Annotated in this window: 14 protein-coding genes and 1 tRNA gene; 7 read left to right on the forward strand and 8 right to left on the reverse strand. The window is 73.1% G+C overall.

The genetic code is table 11. The annotated features are described in order from the left end of the window. Positions 1-501: 501 nt before the first annotated feature. Positions 502-1,050: a MarR family winged helix-turn-helix transcriptional regulator gene (locus tag B079_RS0119000; protein WP_018547430.1), complete on the reverse strand. Its 549-nt coding sequence runs from the start codon at positions 1,048-1,050 to the stop codon at positions 502-504. A 134-nt stretch (positions 1,051-1,184) separates the two neighbouring features. Here B079_RS0119000 and B079_RS0119005 point away from each other — a divergent pair, with 134 nt between their 5' ends. Next, positions 1,185-2,444: an MFS transporter gene (locus B079_RS0119005; RefSeq protein ID WP_018547431.1), complete on the forward strand. Its 1,260-nt coding sequence runs from the start codon at positions 1,185-1,187 to the stop codon at positions 2,442-2,444. Here the strand turns inward: B079_RS0119005 and B079_RS0119010 are convergent. Next, the gene (locus tag B079_RS0119010) at positions 2,434-4,128 is read right to left on the reverse strand and encodes an ATP-binding SpoIIE family protein phosphatase (protein WP_018547432.1); all 1,695 of its coding nucleotides are present in this window, start codon (positions 4,126-4,128) and stop codon (positions 2,434-2,436) included. The two genes, B079_RS0119005 and B079_RS0119010, sit on opposite strands and share 11 nt — an antisense overlap. A 129-nt stretch (positions 4,129-4,257) precedes the next feature. After that, on the reverse strand, positions 4,258-5,634 hold the full coding sequence (locus B079_RS0119015; RefSeq protein ID WP_018547433.1) for an NAD(P)/FAD-dependent oxidoreductase: 1,377 nt from the start codon (positions 5,632-5,634) through the stop codon (positions 4,258-4,260). 375 nt (positions 5,635-6,009) lie between these two features. Here B079_RS0119015 and B079_RS0119020 point away from each other — a divergent pair, with 375 nt between their 5' ends. Continuing rightward, positions 6,010-6,708, forward strand: a complete 699-nt coding sequence (locus B079_RS0119020; protein ID WP_018547434.1) for a TetR/AcrR family transcriptional regulator — start codon at positions 6,010-6,012, stop codon at positions 6,706-6,708. 293 nt (positions 6,709-7,001) lie between these two features. Then, the gene (locus B079_RS0119025) at positions 7,002-8,960 is read left to right on the forward strand and encodes a sigma-70 family RNA polymerase sigma factor (protein ID WP_018547435.1); all 1,959 of its coding nucleotides are present in this window, start codon (positions 7,002-7,004) and stop codon (positions 8,958-8,960) included. On the opposite strand, the gene B079_RS0119030 is transcribed toward B079_RS0119025, so the two are convergent. Then, a complete protein-coding gene (locus tag B079_RS0119030) occupies positions 8,947-11,031 on the reverse strand; it encodes an asparagine synthase-related protein (protein ID WP_018547436.1) in 2,085 nt (694 codons plus the stop codon). The two genes, B079_RS0119025 and B079_RS0119030, sit on opposite strands and share 14 nt — an antisense overlap. Before the next feature lie 756 nt (positions 11,032-11,787). Here B079_RS0119030 and B079_RS0119035 point away from each other — a divergent pair. The 4 genes from B079_RS0119035 (at position 11,788) to B079_RS0119050 (ending at position 17,550) form a co-directional block, all read left to right on the forward strand. Further along, positions 11,788-13,212: a hypothetical protein gene (locus tag B079_RS0119035; protein ID WP_018547437.1), complete on the forward strand. Its 1,425-nt coding sequence runs from the start codon at positions 11,788-11,790 to the stop codon at positions 13,210-13,212. 124 nt (positions 13,213-13,336) lie between these two features. Next, entirely contained in the window at positions 13,337-14,554 is a 1,218-nt protein-coding gene (gene lhgO, locus B079_RS0119040) for an L-2-hydroxyglutarate oxidase (protein WP_018547438.1), read from the forward strand. 752 nt (positions 14,555-15,306) lie between these two features. After that, entirely contained in the window at positions 15,307-16,137 is an 831-nt protein-coding gene (trmB, locus tag B079_RS0119045; protein ID WP_018547439.1) for a tRNA (guanosine(46)-N7)-methyltransferase TrmB, read from the forward strand. Between the two features lie 72 nt (positions 16,138-16,209). Continuing rightward, complete coding sequence (locus B079_RS0119050; protein WP_037801707.1) at positions 16,210-17,550, forward strand: PrsW family intramembrane metalloprotease; 1,341 nt, start codon at positions 16,210-16,212, stop codon at positions 17,548-17,550. Between the two features lie 13 nt (positions 17,551-17,563). On the opposite strand, the gene B079_RS0119055 is transcribed toward B079_RS0119050, so the two are convergent. The 4 genes from B079_RS0119055 to B079_RS0119070 form a co-directional block, all read right to left on the reverse strand. Then, the gene (locus tag B079_RS0119055) at positions 17,564-18,517 is read right to left on the reverse strand and encodes an aldo/keto reductase (protein ID WP_018547441.1); all 954 of its coding nucleotides are present in this window, start codon (positions 18,515-18,517) and stop codon (positions 17,564-17,566) included. Between the two features lie 92 nt (positions 18,518-18,609). Continuing rightward, entirely contained in the window at positions 18,610-19,626 is a 1,017-nt protein-coding gene (locus B079_RS0119060) for a M23 family metallopeptidase (protein WP_018547442.1), read from the reverse strand. A 411-nt stretch (positions 19,627-20,037) separates the two neighbouring features. Next, positions 20,038-20,111, reverse strand: a tRNA-Met gene (locus tag B079_RS0119065). A gap of 531 nt (positions 20,112-20,642) precedes the next feature. After that, positions 20,643-21,242, reverse strand: a complete 600-nt coding sequence (locus tag B079_RS0119070; RefSeq protein ID WP_234016819.1) for a TetR/AcrR family transcriptional regulator — start codon at positions 21,240-21,242, stop codon at positions 20,643-20,645. Positions 21,243-21,257: the final 15 nt, after the last annotated feature.

Consider the following 21,257-nt stretch of genomic DNA (forward strand, 5'->3'; position numbering starts at 1 on the left):
ATCTGGCGTTGATTTTTGGCACGCTGTTGAGTTCTCAAGGAACGGTCGCTTCCTTTGTACTCACCCTCTCGGGCTTTCCTCCGGGCTTCCCTTCGGTGTTTCCGACTCTATCAGACCGTTTTCCGATCCGATTTCCTCGGTGCTTTCCAGGTTCTCGCTCTCGCGTTTCCCTTTCCGGCGGTTCCGACTCTATCAGATCCTTTTCGGTGTCTGACCCCCAGTCAGCGGGGTTTGTCTTCCCGGCCTCGCGGCCGTTCCGACGTCTCAAACCTTAGCGGATCAACCCCGGCAGTTCCTAATCGGGCTGCCGAGCCCCATTCGAATTGAATTCGGACACGCCGAAAGCAATCCCAGGGGGAGATCGTGCTGATGGTTTGGGGTGCCGCTCCAGGCGGCGGAGTGTTGCGGGAGAACCGTTACGTCTCCGTGCAACCCGAAGAACTTTACGGATCCGCACGGGGCGAGTCAACCCCCGCTGTCAAGATTTTTTTGAGCGGCAGGTCAGTCCAGGTCGGTGAGCCGGCCGTCCGCGTCCGGCTGGGCGTGCTCCACGCGGCGCAGCAGCCGGGTGAGGACCTCTCCGAGCACGGCGCGCTCGGCGGGGGTGAGGTCCTGGAGCAGGTCCTCCTCGAAGACGGTGGCGAGGCGCATCGCCTCCAGCCACTTCTCGCGGCCCCCGGGAGTCAGCTCGACGATGACCCGGACCCGGTTGGACTCGTCGCGCTCGCGGGTGACCAGACCTTCGCCCACCATGCGGTCGATGCGGTGGGTCATCGCGGCCGGGGTGAGGCCGAGGCGCTTCGCCAGCTCGCCGGGGCCCATGCGATAGGGGGAGCCGGACAGGACGAGTGCCTTCAGCACCTCCCACTCGGCGTTGCTGATGCCCAGCTCGGAGGTCTGGCGGCCGTAGGCGACGTTCATCCGCCGGTTCAGCCGGGACAGCGCCGACACGATCTTCTCGACCTGGGGGTCCAGGTCCTGGAACTCGCGCTGATAGGCGGCGATCTGTTCTTCGAGCGTCGGCTCGGTGACGCCGGGGGTGTCGGCCATAGCCGCAGTATCGCACGGGCTCTCCTTGCTTTGAAGTCCTTCGATATGTAGTCTTTAGCTTCGAACTTTAGCTTTGAAGTCTTCACTCCTAACTGATGAAAGAGGTGAACGTGACCAGGGCGAGGGGAGCGGCGATGCGCCGCATCCACGTGGGCAACGCACTCAGTGCGTTCGGGCTCGGCTTCACGGTTCCGTATCTGTACGTCTATGTGGCGCAGGTGCGAGGGCTGGGAGCGATGACGGCGGGACTGGTGCTCGCCGTCTTCGCCGTGGCCGCGCTGGTCGTGCTGCCCTTCGCGGGCCGCGCGATCGTGCGCCGCGGTCCGCTGCCCGTGCTGCTCGCCGCCCTGGTCCTGGCCGCGCTCGGCGCCCTCGGCCTCGGTCTGGCGAGCAGCGCGGCGGCGGTCCTGGTGACGGCGGCGGCGCTCGGCGCCGGGCAGGCCGTGATGCAGCCCGCGCTGGCGACGATGATCGTGGACTGCTCGGCGACCGAGACCCGCTCGCGCGCGTTCGCGACGCAGTTCTTCCTGCAGAATCTCGGGCTCGGTATCGGCGGACTGATAGGCGGCCACCTGGTCGACACGACCAAGGTCTCCTCCTTCACCCTGCTGTTCGCGTTCGAGGCGGCGATCTTCCTGCTGCTGGTCGTGGTGATGACGACGGTGCGGATGCCGCGCGCCCCGCACATCACGGACCAGCCGGAGGGCGCGGCCAAGGGCGGCTGGCGCCGGATGGCCGGGAACCGCGCGATGGTGCAGCTCTGCGTCCTGGGCTTCGTCCTCTTCTTCGCCTGCTACGGCCAGTTCGAGTCCGGGCTGAGCGCGTACGGCGTGGAGGCGGCCGGGATATCCACGTCCACCCTCGGCACCGCGCTGGCGGCCAACACGATGATGATCGTCGTGGCGCAGTTCGCCGTGCTGAAGCTGGTCGAGCGGCGGCGCCGGTCGCGGGTCATCGCGCTCGTCGGGCTGATCTGGACCGTCGCCTGGCTGGCGGCGGGGTACGCGGGGCTCGGGCACGGCAGCCAGGAGATGGCCACGGCCGCGTTCGTGTCGACGTACGCGCTGTTCGGGCTGGGTGAGGCGATGCTGTCGCCGACGCTCGCCCCGCTGGTGGCGGATCTGGCGCCCGAGGGCAGCGCCGGTCAGTACAACTCGGCCTTCGCGCTGGTCAAGCAGCTCGCGCTGGCGATCGGTCCGGCGGTGGGCGGTCCGCTCGGGGCCTCGCTGCACGCGCCGTACATCGTGACGTTCGTGCTGTTCTCACTGGCGATCAGTGTGCTGGCGCTGCGGCTGGGGCGGCGGCTCACGGCCGCGCAGGACCGGCCGTGGTCGCTGGTGCAGAGCCGGGTGGTGGCCCGGGGCAAGGCGGCGGCGGAGTCCGTCAGCGCCTGATCCCGTCGGCCCCTGATCCCACGGAGGGCTCGCCCTTCGAGAGCAGGAACTCGCACCAGACCGCCTTGCCGCCGCCCGGTGTCTTCCGGGCGCCCCAGGCGGAGGCGATGGTGGCCACGATGTCGATGCCGCGTCCGGACTCGTCGGCGGGTTCGGCGCGGCGGCGGCGTGGGAGGTGGTCGTCGCCGTCGGTCACCTCGATGATCAGGCGGCGGTCGGTGCGGCGGAGCCGGAGCCGCATGGGCGGGATGCCGTGCTGGAGGGAGTTGGCGACCAGTTCGCTGGCGGCCAGGACGCCCAGGTCGTGCAGTTCCACGGGGAAGCGCCAGCTGGTGAGGACGCCGGAGGCGAAGGCGCGGGCGCGCGGGGCCGCCTCGATGCCGCCGAGCAGATCGAGGGCAGCGTTGCGGAAGAGGTCGCCCTCGGGGCCGGTGCGCGCGGGGTGCTGGAGGACCAGGACCGCCACGTCGTCGTCGTGGTCGGCGGTGACTCCGGCCGAGCGGACCAGTCGGTCGCAGACGACCTGGGGGCTGCCGGTGGCTCCGGCGAGGGCGCGTTCCAGGGCGGCGATGCCCTCGTCCAGGTCCTCGTCGCGCCGCTCGACCAGACCGTCCGTATAGAGGACGGCCGTGGAGCCGGGGCCGAGGGGGACCGAGCCGGAGGCGTGCACCCAGCCGCCGGTGCCGAGCGGGGGTCCGGTGGGTTCGTCGGCGCGCAGCACCGTGCCGTGCTCGTCGCGGACCAGGATCGGCAGATGGCCGGCGGAGGCGTAGACCAGGCGGCCCTCGTTGGGGTCGTGGACGGCGTAGACGCAGGTGGCGATCTGGTTGGCGTCGATCTCGATGGCGAGGCCGTCGAGCAGCTGGAGCACCTCGTGGGGCGGCAGATCGAGGCGGGCGTAGGCGCGGACGGCGGTGCGCAGCTGGCCCATGACGGCGGCGGCGCGCACGCCACGGCCCATGACATCGCCGATGACGAGGGCGGTGCGTCCGCCGCCGAGGGTGATGACGTCGTACCAGTCGCCGCCGACGGCGGCCTCGGTGCCGCCGGGCTGGTAGGTGGCGGCGACGCGCAGGTCGTCGGGTTCCTCCAGGTCCTGTGGGAGCAGGGAGCGCTGGAGGGTGACGGCGGTCTCACGCTGGCGGCGTTCGCTGGTGCGCAGGCGTTCGGCGGCCTCGGCGTGGTCGGTGACGTCGGTGGCGAAGACGAGGACGCCCGCGCCCCGGTCGCCGCCCTCGGTGACCGGGGTGCAGGTGAAGGTGTAGAAGCGGCCGTCGACGGCGCGGCGGGACTTCAGGGTGCGGGGGCGTCCGCTGCGCAGCACCTGGTCCAGGAGCGGGAGCAGGCCCAGTTCGGAGAGTTCGGGCAGGGCCGCGCGGGCGGGCTCGCCCGGGGTGCGGGTGCCGAAGGCCGCGCGGTAGGCGTCGTTGACGTAGGCGAGGCTGTGGTCGGGGCCGTGGACGAGGGCGACGAGGGCCGGGACGCGGTCGAGGACCTCGCGTGCGGGCAGTTCGTCGACGGCGGGGCCGAAGGCGGGCTGTTCGTCGGGGCGTTCGCCGCGGGCCGCGGGCACGGAGCCTTCTCCCGGTGGGTTCGGGGACACCGCCTGTACCGCCTGCTCGGTCCGTGCCGCGGCGCGGCGCTGCGTTCCGGGGAGCCGGGCGCTCCAGCGCGTGAAGTTCACAGTGGGGAAAGCCTCGTGTGTGCTGAGTGCGGGCGGATGCCCGGCCGGGGACATGGGCAGTCTGGCAGGTGGCCGTCCGGGGCGATATCCGTCAGACGCCCCGGTGCCGGGTGGAGTTCCCGGGTCCGGTCAGGACGACCCCTTCGGGTTGTCGGACGGGGGAGGTGGGGGGGTTCCACCGGCTGCCAGTTCGAACTCCGCGCGGGGGTGTTCGAGGGAGCCGAGCGAGACGATCTCGCGGCGGAAGAGTCCGGCGAGGGTCCACTCGGCCAGGACGCGGGCCTTGCGGTTGACGGTGGGCACCCGGCTGAGGTGGTAGACGCGGTGGATGAGCCAGGCGGGGTATCCGGTCAGCCGGTGTCCGTACACCTGGGCCACCCCTTTGTGCAGGCCGAGGGAGGCGACGGAACCGGCGTGGGTGTGCGCGTAGGTCTCCAGGGGTTCGCCGCGCAGGGTGTGGACGAGGTTGTCGGCGAGGACGCGGGCCTGGCGTACGGCGTTCTGGGCGTTGGGGGCGGTCTCGGTGCCGGGGTCGGCGGTGACGTCCGGTACGGCGGCGGCGTCGCCCGCGCCCCAGGCGTGCGGGGCGCCTTCGACGGTCAGCTCGGCGGTGCAGCGCAGCCGGCCTCGGTCGGTGAGCGGCAGGCCGGTGGCGGCGAGCAGGGGGTGGGGGCGGACGCCCGCGGTCCAGACGAGGGTGCGGGTGGGGAAGCGCTGGCCGTCGCTGAGCACGGCGATCCGGTCGGCGCAGGACTCCAGGCGGGTCTCCAGGAGGACGCGGATGTTGCGGCGGCGCAGCTGGGTGACGGTGTAGCCGCCGAGTTCGGGGCCGACCTCGGGGAGGATGCGCCCGGTGGCCTCGACGAGGACCCATTTCATGTCCTCGGGGCGGATGCCGGGGTAGTAGCGGGTGGCGTGGCGGGCCATGTCCTCCAGTTCGGCGAGGGCTTCGACGCCCGCGTAGCCGCCGCCGACGAAGACGAAGGTGAGGGCGGCGTCGCGGACGGCGGGGTCGCGGGTGGAGGAGGCGATGTCGAGCTGTTCGATGACGTGGTTGCGCAGGCCGATGGCCTCCTCGACGGTCTTGAAGCCGATGCCGTGCTCGGCGAGGCCGGGTATGGGCAGGGTGCGGGCGACGGAGCCGGGGGCGAGGACGAGTTCGTCGTAGCCGAGGAGTTCGTCCGGGGCGTCGCGCTCGGCGGTGGCGAGGGTGCGGACGGCGGCGGTGCGGGCGGTGTGGTCGAGGGAGGTGACCTCGCCGACGACGACGCGGCACCGGTCCAGGACGCGGCGCAGCGGGACGACGACATGGCGGGGTGAGATCGAGCCCGCGGCGGCCTCCGGCAGGAACGGCTGATAGGTCATATAGGGGTCGGGGCTGACCACGGTGATCTCGACATCGCCCTGTCTGAGCTGCGGTTTCAGCGTCCGCTGGAGACGCAGGGCGGTGTACATCCCGACGTGGCCGCCGCCGACGACCAGAATGCGCGCGCGTTCCTTCACCATCCCATGACGCACCCGGCGCCTTTGTTTGTCCACAGCCCCGGCGATTTGTGTGACCGGAAGACGGTGGTGCGCCGTGTGGGACGCGCCGCCCGGACGGGGGAATCGGGGCCGGGCCGCCCGGTGCCGCGAGCGGTGGTGAAGGCATGGAATCCGGACATAGATGGCTCGTACTCCGATCGGGGGCGCACTGTGCGGAACCTACCCCTTCTGAATTGACGCCCTCTCAACTATGTTCATGTGTCGACGGAGTGCGGGGAATGTGGCCGAACGGGGCCCGCGCGGAGCGGTTCCGCTCAGGGACCGGGCCGGTTCCGCGTACCTCCGGCGTCAGTGGCGGGGAGTCTCCGGGGGGAGACGTCATCACCGGGGGAACACATGCATCTTCAGGACACGCACTGGTCGGCCGCGTCCGTCGTGACCGGCGGCAAACGCGGGGACGGTCCGCGTTCGGCGCCGCTGCGGGTGGACGCGCAGCGCAATCTGGAGCACGTGCTGCGGGCGGCGCGTGAGGTCTTCGGCGAGCTGGGGTACGGCGCGCCGATGGAGGACGTGGCGCGGCGCGCGCGGGTCGGGGTCGGCACGGTCTACCGGCGCTTTCCCAGCAAGGACGTGCTGGTGCGGCGGATCGCCGAGGAGGAGACCGCGCGGCTGACCGAGCAGGCGCGGGCCGCGCTGGGTCAGGAGGACGAGCCGTGGTCGGCGCTGTCGCGCTTCCTGCGCACGTCGGTGGCCTCGGGCGCGGGACGGCTGCTGCCGCCGCAGGTGCTGCGGGTGGGGGTCGCGGACGACGAGGCCCGGGTGCCGCAGCAGCGTTCGCAGCCGGTCCCCGGTTCGGGTGAACTCCGGCTGGTGGCGGACGAGTCCACGAGCGTGGCCGCGCTCCTCGAGGTGGTCGGACGGCTGGTGGACCGCGCGCGGGCGGCGGGCGAACTGCGCCCCGATGTCTCCGTGGCCGACGTCCTCCTGGTCATCGCCACGGCGGCCCCGTCTCTGCCGGACGCGGCCCAGCAGGCGGCGGCCTCCGCCCGCTTGCTGGAGATCCTGCTGGAGGGACTGCGCTCCCGCCCGGCGTAGGGCCCGCGGAAGCGACCGTAGGCCCCGCGCGATCGATCGCAGGTCCCTCGGAAGCGAGGCCGGGCCCGGTGACCGTACCGGGCCCGGTATGGCCGTAGAACCTTCCTCATCCCGCCCCCGAAAGATCAACAACGTCCTTACGTGAACACCCCGTTCGGATTTTGTTCGCAAGGCGTGGGGATAATCCGCCCGGACGAGTGACGGGTCGGACGAGTGGCCCAGGGGTGTAAACCTTTGTGGCACCCTGAGCCGGTACGGATTCGGCTGTGCCGGGCATCGGGGGATTTTCGGGGATGAGTGTCGACGGGTGGGACGGCGCGCGCGGTGAGGGCGACGCGGAGGCCGGCGGGCTGACGTCGCCGCAGGTGCCGAGCCAGGGCGGGCGTGGTCCCGGGGCGGAGCAGCCGCGTCCGGCCGAGTCCGCCGAGGCGAGTCTCCCCGCCCAGCGTGAGGGCAGCGTGCTGCCGCCCCCGCGTGACCTGCCCCCCGCCGACATGCCCCCCGCCGACAGCGAGCTGATCGAGCGGATGCGGGCCGGTGACGACTCCGCGTACGAGGAGCTGTACCGCAGGCACGCCGACGCGGTGAAGCGCTACGCGCGTACCTGCTGCCGTGACGGCCACACCGCCGACGACCTGACCGCCGAGGTGTTCGCGCGGATGCTCCAGGCGGTGCGCGGCGGCTCGGGCCCGGAGTACGCGGTGCGCGCCTATCTGCTGACCTCGGTGCGCCGGGTCGCCGCGCACTGGACCAAGTCGGCCCGGCGCGAGCAACTGGTCGACGACTTCGCGGTGTTCGCGCAGCAGGCCGCCCGTTCCTCCGAGGTGTCCGACGACGACACCCTGGACCTCGGCGCGGACGTGCGCGCGATGCACGAGGCCGAGCAGTCGATGGCGATGCAGGCGTTCCGCTCGCTGCCCGAGCGCTGGCAGGCGGTGCTCTGGCACACCGAGGTGGAGGACGAGTCGCCGAGCGACGTGGCGGTGCTGTTCGGCCTGGACGCCAACGGCACGCGCGTGCTGGCCAGCCGGGCCCGTGAGGGGCTGAAGCAGGCGTACCTCCAGGCGCACGTCAGCGCGAGCCTCGTGAGCGACGAGGAGTGCGCGCGCTACGCGGACCAGCTCGGCGGGTACGCCCGCCGCAAGCTGCGGGTGCGCGCCGAGCGGGGCCTGCGCAAGCACCTGGAGGAGTGCGCCAAGTGCCGCCTGGCGGCAGCCCAGATCCAGGAAGTCGCGAGCGGCATCCCGGCGGTCGTCCCGGTGGCCGTCATCGGCTGGTTCGGTGCCGCCGGGTACGCGAAGGCGCTCGGGGTCATCGCGGGCGGCGCGGGAGTCGGCGCGGCGGGTGCCGCCGCAGCGGCGACCGGTTCCGGAGGCGGCGCGGGCGGTGGCGCGGCGGCCTCGGAGGGGCTGGGCGCGCCGGTGAAGGCGGGTATCGCGACCGGCGTGGTGGCGGTGGCCGCCGCGGCGATCGCCCTCGCGCTGGTGAACGACAACCACCCGACCCGGGAGATCGCCAAGCCCGCCCCGTCCCCGGTGATCCAGCAGCCGCACACCCCGAAGCCCGCTCCGAAGCCGAAGAAGCCGGACCCGGAGCCGGTCGCCGCCGCCCCCGCGCAGCCCCCGGCGCCCGCACCGAAGCCGACGCCCAAGCCCGCCCCGAAGCCGAAGCCCACCCCGAAACCGGCCCCCAAGCCGAAGCCCACCCCGAAGCCGACGCCGACTCCCCAGCCGACGCCGAAGCCGACCCCGCCCCCGAAGCCCGCGCCGAAGCCGACGCCCAAGCCCACCCCGAAGCCCACTCCGCCGCCCGCGCCCGAGGTCTACGAGACCAACGCGCTGAACTACGACCTCACCGGCGACGGCACCGAGCCCGAGGTGCGCCTCGGCGACAGCAGTTGGGTGTGGCGGCGCTACGACCTCTCGATCGGCGGCACGCACTACTCCCCCGGCATCACCGTGCGCGGCGACTCCTCGGTCACCGTGGACCTCAACCGCCAGTGCACGGCGTACGACGCCCTGGCCGGGGTGGACGACCTCAACCTCACGCACGGCAAGGTGGCCTTCTCCGTCTACGCGGACGGGGTCCGGCTGTGGCAGTCCGGTGCGGTGGAGGCCGGGGACGCGGCGGTGCCGGTGCATGTGGACCTGGCCGGGCGCAGGACGGTGCGGCTCGTGGTGGAGCAGCGGGGCAACGCCTTCGAGCAGGTGGCCTTCGCGGACTGGGCCCGCTCCCGGTTCACCTGCCGCTAGCGGCTCCCAGCGCGCCCCGCTGCGGGTCGATGCCCGCGGGTACGGCGCGGGCGCGGGCCGGGGTGCCGGTCCAGCAGCTGCCCCGGCGGGCGAGCAGACGGCCGAGCCAGAGTTCGACGGAGACCAGGTCGGCGAGGCCGTCCAGCGGGAGGGGTTCGCCCGCCGCCGCCGAGCGGACGGCCTTGCGGACCACGCGGGCCTCGACCAGGCCCGCGTCCGCGAGCAGCGGGGTGGCGAAGAGGTCCACGAGCGAGTCGGCGGCGACGCGCAGGCCCGTCCGGGCGGCGGCGGCACTGGACGCGTGCGAGGGGGCGCCCCAGCCGGGCGGCAGATCGGTGACCCCGGCGCCGTCCAGGACGGTGCGCAGGACGGCGGCGCGGGCGCCGGGCTTGACCCGCAGGGCCTCGGGCAGGGCGCGGCAGGCGCGGACGACCTGGTTGTCGAGGAAGGGCGCGTGCAGCCGCTGGGAGCGGACCTCGGCGGCCTGTTCGAGGACGCGCAGATCGGCGGCGTGCCGGGCGAGGACGGCGGCGGCGCGGAACTCGCCGGGGCGCAGCCCGGGTCCACCGGAGGCGCGGTCCGCCCCGGACTGCAGAAGAACCGATACTTCAGCCAGTGCTTCCCCCGTCAGCCACCGCGCCGCCGGACCGGGTCTCCCCCAGGTCAGCGCGGCGAGGGACGCGCCGACCGCCCCCTTGGGTTCGTCGAAGCCCCGCCGCATCAGCCGCTCGGCCAGCGCCGCCATGCCCGTGCGGTACGGCGTACGGGCCAGGCGCCGGGCCGCGCCGTAGACCCGCGCGGGGACCAGAACCGAGCCGTCGGCGCGGGTGAGGGCGGCGACCGGGCGGACCAGATGGCGCCGTCTGCGGTCGAGCAGCAGATCGGCGAGGCGGGCGGGGTGGGCGTCGAGGACCTGGCGGGCGCCGTGTCCGGTGAAGTGGTCGGCGCTGCCCGCCGCGAGCCGGGCGCGGTGCCGGGCGGCGGTGACCAGGGAGGGGCCGGGTTCGTCGGTGAGGGGTCCGTCCAGGTCGGCGTAGGGGAGGGTGTCCTCGCCGCCGGTGACCACCACGTGGTGCAGGCGCGGGTTGGCCGCGAGGGCTCCGGCGCGCTCCAGTTCGGCCTCGCGGCCACCGACGGCCAGGTCGTTGAAGGTGACGGCGAGCAGCCGCTCCCCCGCGCCGGTGCCGTGGCCGAGCAGGGTGCCGGGTCGGCCGGGCAGCCCGGCGGCGAGCAGGGCCAGGGTGCCGGAGGCCGGGCCGCCGGAGAGGTCGGCGCCGATGCCGGGCACCGGCATCCCGCGCGCCGCCCGCCGCTCGGCCGGGCCCATGCCGGGCACCGGCCCTGGATCGAGTCCGGGCACGTGCCGGGGCGCGGCGAGCCGCACCCGGACCGCCTCGATCAGGGCGTCGCGCACGGCGTCGACGGCGTGGGCCGGGTCGGCCGGGGGCGCGGCGACCGCGAGGGAGGCGACCGGCTCGTACCCGGTGATCTCGCGCGCTCCGGCGCGCAGGATCAGTGCGTGCCCCGGCGGAACGCGGCGTACGCCCTCGTACGGCGTGGTGTCGCGCAGCGCGGCCGGGACGTCCGGGGCGGCGAGCAGGGAGGCGAGGTGGCCGAAGTCGAGGTTGGCCTCGGTGAGGTCGGCCAGCGGCAGGGCGGCCGTGGCGAAGGAGGTGCCGCCGTTCCAGGGAGCGTGGAAGACCGGGCGGGCGCCCGCGAGGTCGCCGCAGACAGTGATGCGGCGCCCGGCCTGCACGACGGCGGTGTAGCTGCCGGGCCAGGCGGTCAGATGCCGGAGCGCGCCCCCGCGCGCGGTGAACAGGCCCCGGCGCAGCTCGTCGTCGGAGGCGCCGCAGATGCCGAGGACGGCGATGCGGTTCTGTGCGTCGCCCTGGACCACGCGGACCTCGTCGGGGCGCCAGTCGCCGACCGCCCACAGCGGGTCGGGGCCGCCCCACAGCAGCTGGGAGCCGACCGGGTGTGGGGTCTCGTCGTCGTATCCGGAGGGGTCCACGGCGCCGGGTCCGAGGCCGCCCGTCGCGGCGCTGTTCCACCCGACCAACCACCGCATCGACGCCTCCACAGGCTGTGGACAATCAGTGCACCGCACGAACCGGACCCATGCTGCCATGAAGAACGCGCCGGAGAGGGGCGGCGGCGCCGCCTTCGCGCGGGAGAAACCTGAGCGAAACGGCGTGCGGGGGTGGGCGCTTGGCACGGAAGGGCAGGGTCGCACCGGCGAGCGGCGGTCGGCGGGACCTGCGGACAACTCCCCTGGAACACCGGGCGTATGCGATGCGAATGCGCCCCGCTTCACTCCCCGAAAACCCCCTGTGCGCCCTCAAGTTCTCTGGTCGGAGCGGGGATCAGCGGTCCTGACGGAGGGCGGTTTTCGGCCAATTCGTGGGCGGCGTACGGCGGTTGAGCACGCTCCGTACAGAGCCGCGCAGAGCCCTGCGGACCGCGGGCCGCGCACAGTCCGGGAGGCGGGCATCGCCTCCCGGACCGGTCCGCCACCCGCGGGGATGAAGGTGGCGGTGTCCCCCAGCCCACTGGATTCAGTACAGCGGGCCGACCCACGCGAGTCCCATGGAACCGCTCCCGAGGTGGCCGGAGAAGAGCGCACGGACAGGCGCACGGCCACACGGCCGGGGGCACGCCGCGACAGGGTGTGCACGGTGCGTACAGGGCCGTACTCCCGTACGGACCGCAATCGCGCCATCCGGAACAATGCCCCTTAACGCTTGGGATGCGGCGAACTACGCTGTGTTTACGAATGCCGCGTGGTTATGCCAGCGGGGCAGCCGTCTGTGTCGAGGGGTGGCGCATGTCCAGGGAGCAACGCGGGCCGAACGAGAAACTCGGCGCCGTTCTCGCCCTCGCGGGAATCAGCAACGCGGGACTGGCGCGGCGCGTCAACGACCTAGGCGCCCAGCGGGGGTTGACCCTTCGCTACGACAAGACGTCGGTGGCGCGCTGGGTTTCGAAGGGCATGGTGCCCCAAGGGGCGGCACCTCACCTGATCGCGGCGGCGATCGGCCAGAAACTCGGCCGCCCGGTGCCGCTGCACGAGATCGGCCTGGCGGACGCCGACCCGGCGCCGGAGGTCGGCCTCGCCTTCCCGCGCGACGTGGGCCAGGCGGTCAAGTCGGCCACCGATCTGTACCGGTTGGACCTGGCCGGGCGCCGGGCGGGCTCCGGCGGGATCTGGCAGTCGCTGGCGGGCTCGTTCGCCGTGAGCGCCTACGCCACGCCCGCGTCCCGATGGCTGATAACCCCCGCCGACAGCTCGGTGGAACGCGAGGCGGCCTCGGCCGAGGGCGCCGGCGCACCGATCAAAGTCGGCCACAGCGATGTGCGCAAACTCCGGGAGGCGGCCGAGGACGCCCGGCGCTGGGACTCCAAGTACGGCGGCGGCGACTGGCGTTCGTCCATGGTCCCGGAGTGCCTGCGCGTGGAGGCGGCGCCGCTGCTGCTCGGCTCCTACTCCGACGAGGTGGGCCGCGCCCTGTTCGGCGCGGGTGCCGAACTGACCCGGCTGGCGGGCTGGATGGCCTTCGACACCGGCCAGCAGGAGGCCGCCCAGCGCTACTACATCCAGGCGCTGCGGCTGGCCCGCGCGGCGGCCGACGTACCCCTCGGCGGCTACGTCCTCGCCTCCATGTCCCTCCAGGCCACCTACCGGGGCTTCGGCGACGAGGGCGTGGACCTCGCCCAGGCCGCCCTGGAGCGCAACCGGGGTCTGGCCACCGCCCGCACGATGAGCTTCTTCCGGCTGGTCGAGGCGAGAGCGCACGCGCGCGCGGGCGACGCCCAGGCCGCGGGCGCCGCGCTGAAGTCGGCCGAGGGCTGGCTCGAGCGCTCCCGCGAGGGCGACAACGACCCGTCCTGGCTCGGCTTCTACGGCTACGACCGCTTCGCCGCCGACGCCGCCGAGTGCTACCGCGATCTGAAGGCACCCCGCCAGGTGCGCCGCTTCACCGAGCAGGCCCTGTCCAAGCCGACGGAGGAGTTCGTGCGCTCGCACGGGCTGCGCCTGGTCGTCTCCGCGGTGGCCGAGCTGGAGTCGGGCAACCTGGACGCGGCCTGCGAGCAGGGCGTGCGCGCGGTGGAGGTGGCCGGGCGGATCTCCTCGGCGCGCACCACCGAGTACGTCAAGGACCTGCTGCACCGCCTGGAGCCGTACGGCGACGAGCCGCGCGTGGTGGAGCTGCGCGAGCGGGCCCGGCCGCTGCTGATGGCTCCGGCGTGAGGGGCTGAGGGCGTGCGGGGCTGAGGGCGTGCGGACTGACGGCTCCGGTGTCATGGTCCGGCCAGTCGCGGTCGGCCGCGTTTGAAGCCGTTGTCAGTGGCGCAGTGCACTATCGAGTCGGGAGGTGGTGCAGGTGCGGACGGGCGCGTACGACTGTGATGTGCTGGTGGTCGGTGGCGGGATCGTCGGGCTGTCGACGGCGTACGCGATCACCCGCGCCGCGCCGGGTACGCGGGTGACGGTGCTGGAGAAGGAGCCAGGCCCGGCCCGGCACCAGACCGGGCGCAACAGCGGGGTGATCCACAGCGGGATCTACTACCGCCCCGGCTCCCTGAAGGCGCGGTACGCGGTGCGGGGCGCGGCCGAGATGGTCAAGTTCTGCGCGGAGTACGGCATCCCGCACGCGGTCACCGGCAAGCTGATCGTCGCCACCGAGCGCGCCGAGCTGCCCCGGCTGCACGCCCTGGCGCAGCGCGGCCGGGAGAACGGCATCACGGTGCGGGAGCTGGGCGCCGCCCAGATCGCGGAGTACGAACCGGAGGTGCGGGGACTTGCCGCGCTCCACGTCGGCACGACCGGCGTGTGCGACTACGGCGCGGTCGCGCGGCAGCTGGCCCGCGCCTCCGGTGCCGAGATCCGCTACGGCGCGCGGGTGGCCCGCATCGACCGGCGCCCCGAGCGGGGCGTGGCCGTGCTGACCTCCTCCGGGCAGGTGGTGCGCGCCCGCGTGCTGGTGAACTGCGCGGGGCTGTACTGCGACGAGGTGGCCCGCCTCGCCGGTGACGAGCCGGACGTGCGCATCGTTCCCTTCCGCGGGGAGTACTGGGAGCTGGCCCGCCCCGAGCTGGTGCGGGGCCTGGTCTATCCGGTGCCGGACCCGGCGTTCCCCTTCCTCGGGGTGCATCTGACCCGGGGCATCGACGGCGAGGTCCACATCGGCCCGAACGCGGTCCCGGCGCTGGCCCGCGAGGGGTACGGCTGGGGTGTCGTACGCCCCCGTGAGCTGGCGGGCACGCTCGCCTGGCCCGGCGCGTGGGCGCTGGCCCGGCGGCACTGGCTCTACGGCGCCGGTGAGCTGCGCCGCTCGGTGTCCAAGGGCGCGTTCCTGAAAGCGGTGCAGCGCTTGGTGCCCGCCGTCGGCTCGACGGACCTGGTGCGGGCCCCGGCCGGGGTGCGGGCACAGGCAGTGGCCCGGGACGGCTCCCTGGTGGACGACTTCCTGCTGCGCGAGACCCCCCGCACGATCCACGTCCTGAACGCCCCGTCCCCGGCAGCCACGGCCTCCCTCCCGATCGGCCGCGAGGTGGCGTCCCGCGCCCTGGCGATACTGAGCACGACGTGACCACCGAGCGACCGTGCCCCACCGGACGGGACCGACCCATCCCACGGCTATGCCCCGTCACGCGGGCCGGACCTACCGGGCGGCCGTGAGCCACCAGGCGAGGCCGACCTGCCACACGAACCGACCCACCGCACCGGCTCGATCCGCCACACGGCCATGACCCGTCACACGGGCCCGACCGGCCGAACGGCCGTGACCCACCGGACGGGCCGACCTGCCACACGGGCCCTACCCGCCCCACGGGCTCGGTCCACCGCACCGGCCCGCCCCACCGCACCGGCCCGATCCGCCACACGGCCATGACCCGTCGCGGGCCCGACCTGCCGAGCGGCCATGAACCACCAGGCGGGGTCGGCCTGCCACACGGCCACCCGCACGGGCTCGGTCCGCCACACGGCCCCGACCCACCGCACCGGCCCGCCCCACCTCGCGGCCATGACCCGTCACGCGGCTCCGACCTGCCGAGCGGCCGTAAGCCACCGGGCGAGGCCGACCTGCCGCACGGGCCCGAACCACCGCACCGGCTCGATCCGCCGCACGGCCATGACCCGTCACGCGGGCCGGACCTGCCGAGCGGCCATGAGCCACCGGGCGGGCATGACCCACCGGACGGGGCCGACCCGCCCCACGGGCCCGAACCACCGCACGTGCCCGGTCCGCCGCACCGACCCGACCCACCGCACCGGCGTGACCCGTCACACGAGGCGAGCAGAAGGGGGCGCCCCCGTCGACCGCCTAAAATCGGAGGCACTGTGTCTGACTTCGTGAACGCCCCCGAGACCGAGCGACCCGCCACCGACGGGTCGTCCGTTCCGCTGTCCGCCCGGACCTCCCGGAGCAAGGGGGAGCCCCGTTTCCCGGGTGGCCCCCAGGCCGATCCCGCCGGGTCGCACTTCGAGCGGCGCATCCGCAGCTTCCAGCCGCGCCGCAGCCGGGTGACCACCGGCCAGGCCGATGCCCTGGAGCGGCTGTGGCCGCAGTGGGGCATGGACATCGACGGGCAGCGGGTCGTGGACCTCGCGGAGCTGTTCGGGAACTCGAACCCGGTCGTGCTGGAGATCGGCTTCGGCATGGGCGAGGCGACGGCGCAGATGGCGGCGGCGGCCCCCGACGTCAACATCCTCGCGGTGGACGTGCACACCCCCGGCCAGGGCAATCTGCTGAACCTGGCCGACCAGAACGGCCTGACCAACATCCGGGTCGGCAACGGCGACGCGATCATCCTGCTCCGCAAGATGCTCACGCCCGACTCCCTCGACGGTCTGCGCGTCTACTTCCCGGACCCGTGGCCCAAGAAGCGGCACCACAAGCGGCGGCTGATCCAGCCCGCGTTCCTGAGCCTGGCCGCGACCCGGCTGCGGCCCGGCGCGGTCGTGCACTGCGCGACCGACTGGGAGCCGTACGCCGAGCAGATGCTCGACGTGCTCTCGGCACACCCCGACTTCGAGAACACGCAGGCGGAGGGCGGTTTCGCGCCGCGTCCCGGGTTCCGGCCGCTGACCCGTTTCGAGGGCCAGGGACTGGACAAGGGTCACGTCGTGAACGATCTTCTTTTCCGCCGCGTACCTCACCGGCAGCCGTAGGCCCGGCCGGTCGTCGCGTCGGGCCCGTATTTCCCGACGGCCCGCCGTCGGGTCACCGTTAGGGTCGATGCCGTGGCCACCAGCTCTCCCTCCCCGATAGCCCGGGAACACTCCGGACGCCATCACCCGCCGCACTGGTGGCAGCGCCGCTCGGTGCGCTACGGCGCGCTGAGCACGCTGCTCGCGCTGTCCGGCCTCGTCATCCTCGCGCTGGTGCGGCTGCAGACCGGGACCGAGGGGTTCCTGGTGGGGCTCGGGCTCGCGGTGCTGCCGGTGCCGTGGCTGATCGCCGCCTTCCGCTGGCTGGACCGGGTGGAACCGGGCCCCTGGCGGAACCTGATCTTCGCGTTCGCCTGGGGCGCCTGCGCCGCCGCGCTCATCGCGATCGTCGCCAACAGCTTCGCGACCCACTGGATCGCCACGGCCGCCGCCGACCCGGACGACGCCGACACCCTGGGCGCCACCCTGATCGCCCCGGTCGTGGAGGAGTCCGCGAAGGGCGCCGCCGTGCTGCTGGTCTTCCTCTTCCGCAGACGCGACTTCACCGGCCTGGTGGACGGCGTGGTGATCGCCGGGGTGACCGCGACCGGCTTCGCCTTCACCGAGAACATCCTCTATCTGGGCACCGCCTTCGGCGAGGACCGGGTCACCGGCGCCGGGGGCATCGTCTCGGTCACCGCCGCCACCTTCTTCGTCCGCGTGGTGATGTCGCCGTTCGCGCACCCGCTGTTCACCGTGTGCACCGGCATCGGCTTCGGCCTGCGCGCGCTCGCGGCGCCCCGGCAGCGGGTGCGGCGCGTGCTGTTCCCGATCGGCGGCTGGCTGCTGGCGATGACCCTGCACGGCCTGTGGAACGGCTCCGCGTCCTTCGGCCAGTTCGGCTTCCTCTTCGTCTACGCCGGTTTCATGGTGCCCGCGTTCGGCCTGCTGACCTGGCTGGCGATCTGGACCCGGCAGAACGAACTGCGCACCGTGCGCGAGGAGTTGCCGACCTATGTGTTCGCCGGGTGGCTCGGTCCGGCGGAGCCGTTCGTGCTCGGCTCGATGCGTGCGCGCCGGGTGGCCCGCGACCACGCCCGGCATCACCTCGGCGGCCGGCCCGCCGCCCACGCGGTCGCACGGTACGAGGCGTACGCCACCTCGCTCGCCTTCCTGCGGCGCCGGGCCCGCCGGGGCAGGGCCGGGGCGGACTTCCTCGCCCGCGAGCACGAGCTGCTGGCCGCGCTGTGGCGGCGCCGCGAGGTGGCCCGCCCCGCGCTGGAGTACGCGGCCCGGGTCACCGCGCCCCGGCCGCAGTGGCCCGCGTACGGCCACCCTGCGGTGCCGTACGCGGGCTACGGGTATGGCGGGTACGGGAGCGGCTACGGGTACCCGTCGGTGCCGTACTCCGGCTACAACCCGTACCGGTCGTAGCCCGCGCGCCCGCTCAGGCGGAGGCCGCGGTCAGCCGGTCCAGCTCGTCCTGGGTCAGCCGCAGGTCCGCGACCCCGAGCAGGGCCGGGAGCTGGTCGACCGTGCGGGCCGAGGCGATCGGGGCGACCACCGTCGGCTGGGCGGCGAGCCAGGCCAGGGCGACCGTGGCGACCGGAGCACCATGGGCGGCGGCCACCTCGTCCAGCACGGTGAGCACCTTCTGGCCGCGCTCGGACGCCAGGTACTTGGCGGCGCCCTCCGCACGGGGGCTGTCCACCTCGGTGCCGGGCCGGTACTTGCCGGTCAGGAAGCCGGAGGCGAGGGCGAAGTACGGCACCGCCGCCAGGCCCTCCCGGGCGGCGAGGTCCTGCACCGGGCCCTCGTAGGTGTCGCGGGAGACCAGGTTGTAGTGGGGCTGGAGGGCGACGTAGCGGGTCAGGCCCTCGCGGTCGGAGAACTCCAGGGACTCCCGCAGCCGGTCGGCGCCGATGTTGGAGGCGGCGATGTGCCGGACCTTGCCCGCCTTCACCAGCTCGTCCAGGGCACCGATGATCTCCTCGACGGGGACCTCGGGCTGGTCGAAGTGCGTGTAGTAGAGGTCGATGTGGTCGGTGCCCAGGCGGCGCAGGGAGGCGTCGGCGGCGGCCCTGATGTTGGCGGCGGACAGGCCCTTGTACTCCGGGTGCTGGCTGACCTTGGTGGCGATGACCACCTGGTCGCGGTTGCCCCGGGAGGCGACCCACTTGCCGATGATGGTCTCCGACTCGCCGCCGGAGTTGCCCTCGATCCAGGCCGAGTAGGAGTCGGCGGTGTCCACGAAGTTGCCGCCCGCCGCCGCATAGGCGTCCAGGACGGCGAAGGAGGTCTTCTCGTCGGCGGTCCAGCCGAAGACGTTGCCGCCGAGGGCGAGCGGGAAGACCTCCAGGCTGGAGGAACCGAGCTTGCGCAGATGAGGAGAGGCAGTCATGTCTCTCCTCAACGATCACTCGGGGCCCGTCCATTCCGCCTGTCGCACGAATGTCACCGGGGATCGCGCCCGTCTCGGGGATCAGGCCCGTCTCAGGGGTTGAGCCCCTTGCCGCGCAGCCAGGTCATCGGGTCGATGCCGGTGGCCTGGCCGCCGGGGTGGACCTCCAGGTGGAGGTGGGGCCCGGTGACGTTGCCGGTGGCGCCGACGCGGCCGATGACCTCGCCGGTGGCGACCTTCTGACCGGCCGAGACACTGATCGAGGACTGGTGGCAGAACCACAGCTCGGTGCCGTCGTCCAGGGTGAGGACGGTGCGGTAGCCGTACGCCCCGGCCCAGCCCGCCTGGGTGACGGTGCCGCCGTGGATGGCCTTGATGAGCGTGCCGGTGGGCGCGGCGAAGTCGAGACCGGTGTGGTAGCCGGAGGACCACAGCGCGCCGGGCTCCCCGAAGGTGCCGGTGATCGTGTACCCGGAGGTCGGCAGCGTGTACTGCTTGGCCAGCGCGGCCAGCCGCTCCGACTCGGCCTTCTTCTTGGCGTCGGCCTCCGCCTTCTCCTTGGCGTCGGCGGCCTGGGCGGCGGCCTCCTTCGCGGCCTTGTCGGCGGCGTCGGCGGTCTCCCGGTCGGCCGCGGCGACGGCCGCCGCAGTGGCCCGGCTCTCGGCCTTGCTCTGCTGGTACGCGGCCTGGGCGATGATCCGGCTGCGCAGGGCCTCGCCCGCGTCGGAGGACTCCTCGCTCTGCGCGGAGGCCGAGCCGACGGCGCTCAGCGAGGGCGCGGGGGTCTCGGAGCCGTGGTCGATGAGGGAGTCGACGCCGGGCAGGTCGGGCAGCGCGATGGAGACCGGCGGCTTGCCGGTGTTGGCGCTGGCCATGCCGCCCGCGCCGACGGCGGCGATGACACCGACGCCGAGCACGGTGGAGCTGCGGGCGAGCCCGCCGCCGCCACGCTGCTTGGCGACGCGGTGCCGGCCGCCGCGTGCGGCGGGGAGGGACTCCTCGGTGGGGTTCCACTCCTCCCAGGGCCCGTCGGCGCGCGGTGCGCCGTAGCCGAAGGTGTCGTGCTCGCCCGGGGTCGGTGCGAAGGGGGTGTGGGGGTCGGACGCCACGGGGGCGCGCTCCTTTCCTGCCTTCGCCTGCTACCGGGTACGCGGTGGGGGCGACCCCCGCCTCTGGGGCGTGGGGAGGGTGTGGGGATGCGGCGCGAGCGCACGGAGTCGTCTCGGGGACGGCTGGGACGGCCGCGCTGCGTTATCGAACGTTAATAGACCCGGCTGTTGGATTCCAAGCCGATCGGCTTGATCTTTAAGCTTCTTCGGGGCGGACTTAGCCACCAAGGTGGTCACAAAGAGGGCGAGTTGACCGGCGATCAGCAGCGAGCGCGTTTTTGATGATGACTCAGAATCGCTGCGGAGGGAAACCTTTACCTCACGGTGCGTGACGGTGAGGGGGTGGGGAGATGCCGGGAAAACACTCAGGGCCGGAATCCGATGAACTGGATTCCGGCCCTGAGTCTTCAGTAGCGGGGACAGGATTTGAACCTGCGACCTCTGGGTTATGAGCCCAGCGAGCTACCGAGCTGCTCCACCCCGCGTCGTTGTGTCTCAACCATACGTCATGCGCGGGGCCCGATGCACATCCATTCCACGTGACCTGCGCCTCAGGGGTAGGTTCCGGGTCTGCGTTAGCGGTGTCGGTCGATCCCTGACAGTCGGCTGGCAATCTTCCGACGCGCGTGAGTAACGCCTGTGGCCGGAAGCGATCAGTCTCGGGAACTTCGCGATCATCCGGCCAAGCATCACCCCGGGGAGTACGCGTCGGCGACGACGCGTGGGCTGGTGGTCTACGAGAGCCGTCTGGAGCTGGCTCGGCTGCTGCTGGCGGACTTCGACCCGCAGGTGATCGGGATTTCTGCCCAGCCGTGCCGCCTGCGGGCGCGGGTGGGCAGGCGGTGGCGGCTGCACGTGCCGGACTTCCTGCGCCTGGGAGGTGGTGCAGGACGGGGATCCGCTCACGGTCGCCGAACGGCGCCTGGCGGCGGCCCGGCCGGTCGAGGACGAAGCAGAGCGCCTGCTCAGCCTCTTGGACACGGCACAATCCTCCGTCACCTGGCCAACGGCCCGACCTACGGCCGGGGTGGCCGCAAGGCGCCTGCGATGACGGTGGTCACCATCTTGCGGATGGCGGCGGTCTGCGGCGGGGCGCTTGTCCGGTCGGCGAACAGCAGGTGCCCGGCCCCGACGAGGGTGGGGGCGAGTGTGTCGATGTCGGCGTCACCGGCCAGGCGCCCCAACTCCCGCTCGGCGGCGAGGTATGCGGCGATCATGGCAGTGCCTTGCATGGCCAGTGGGAGGCCGGTCAGACCGGCCTCGCGCAGCCGGGCGCGGAGGCCGTCGCGGAAGGTGATGAGCGCAACGATCGCCACCGTGACCGGCCCGAACAGGTCCTGCAGCGCGTCGGCGAGGTTGTCCACCACGCTCCCGGTCCCGGCGGCGGCACGCAGAGTCGTGGTGCGGTCCTCGATGCCGCGGACACGGTCGAAAACGAGTTCCGCCAGGAAAGCGTCGAAGTCGGCGAAGTGCCGATGCAGCACGCCCTTGGCACAGTTCGCCTCCTCCGTGACCGCCCGGCTGGTCAACGCGTCGGGCCCGTCCCGAAGCAGGACGCGCTCAGCGGCTTCGAACAACTGGCCGCGCACGTTGTGGATGTGCACCCCTGACGGCATCGTTTCCCTTTCCGT

This window comes from Streptomyces sp. LaPpAH-108 (assembly GCF_000373625.1).
Lineage (GTDB): Bacteria > Actinomycetota > Actinomycetes > Streptomycetales > Streptomycetaceae > Streptomyces.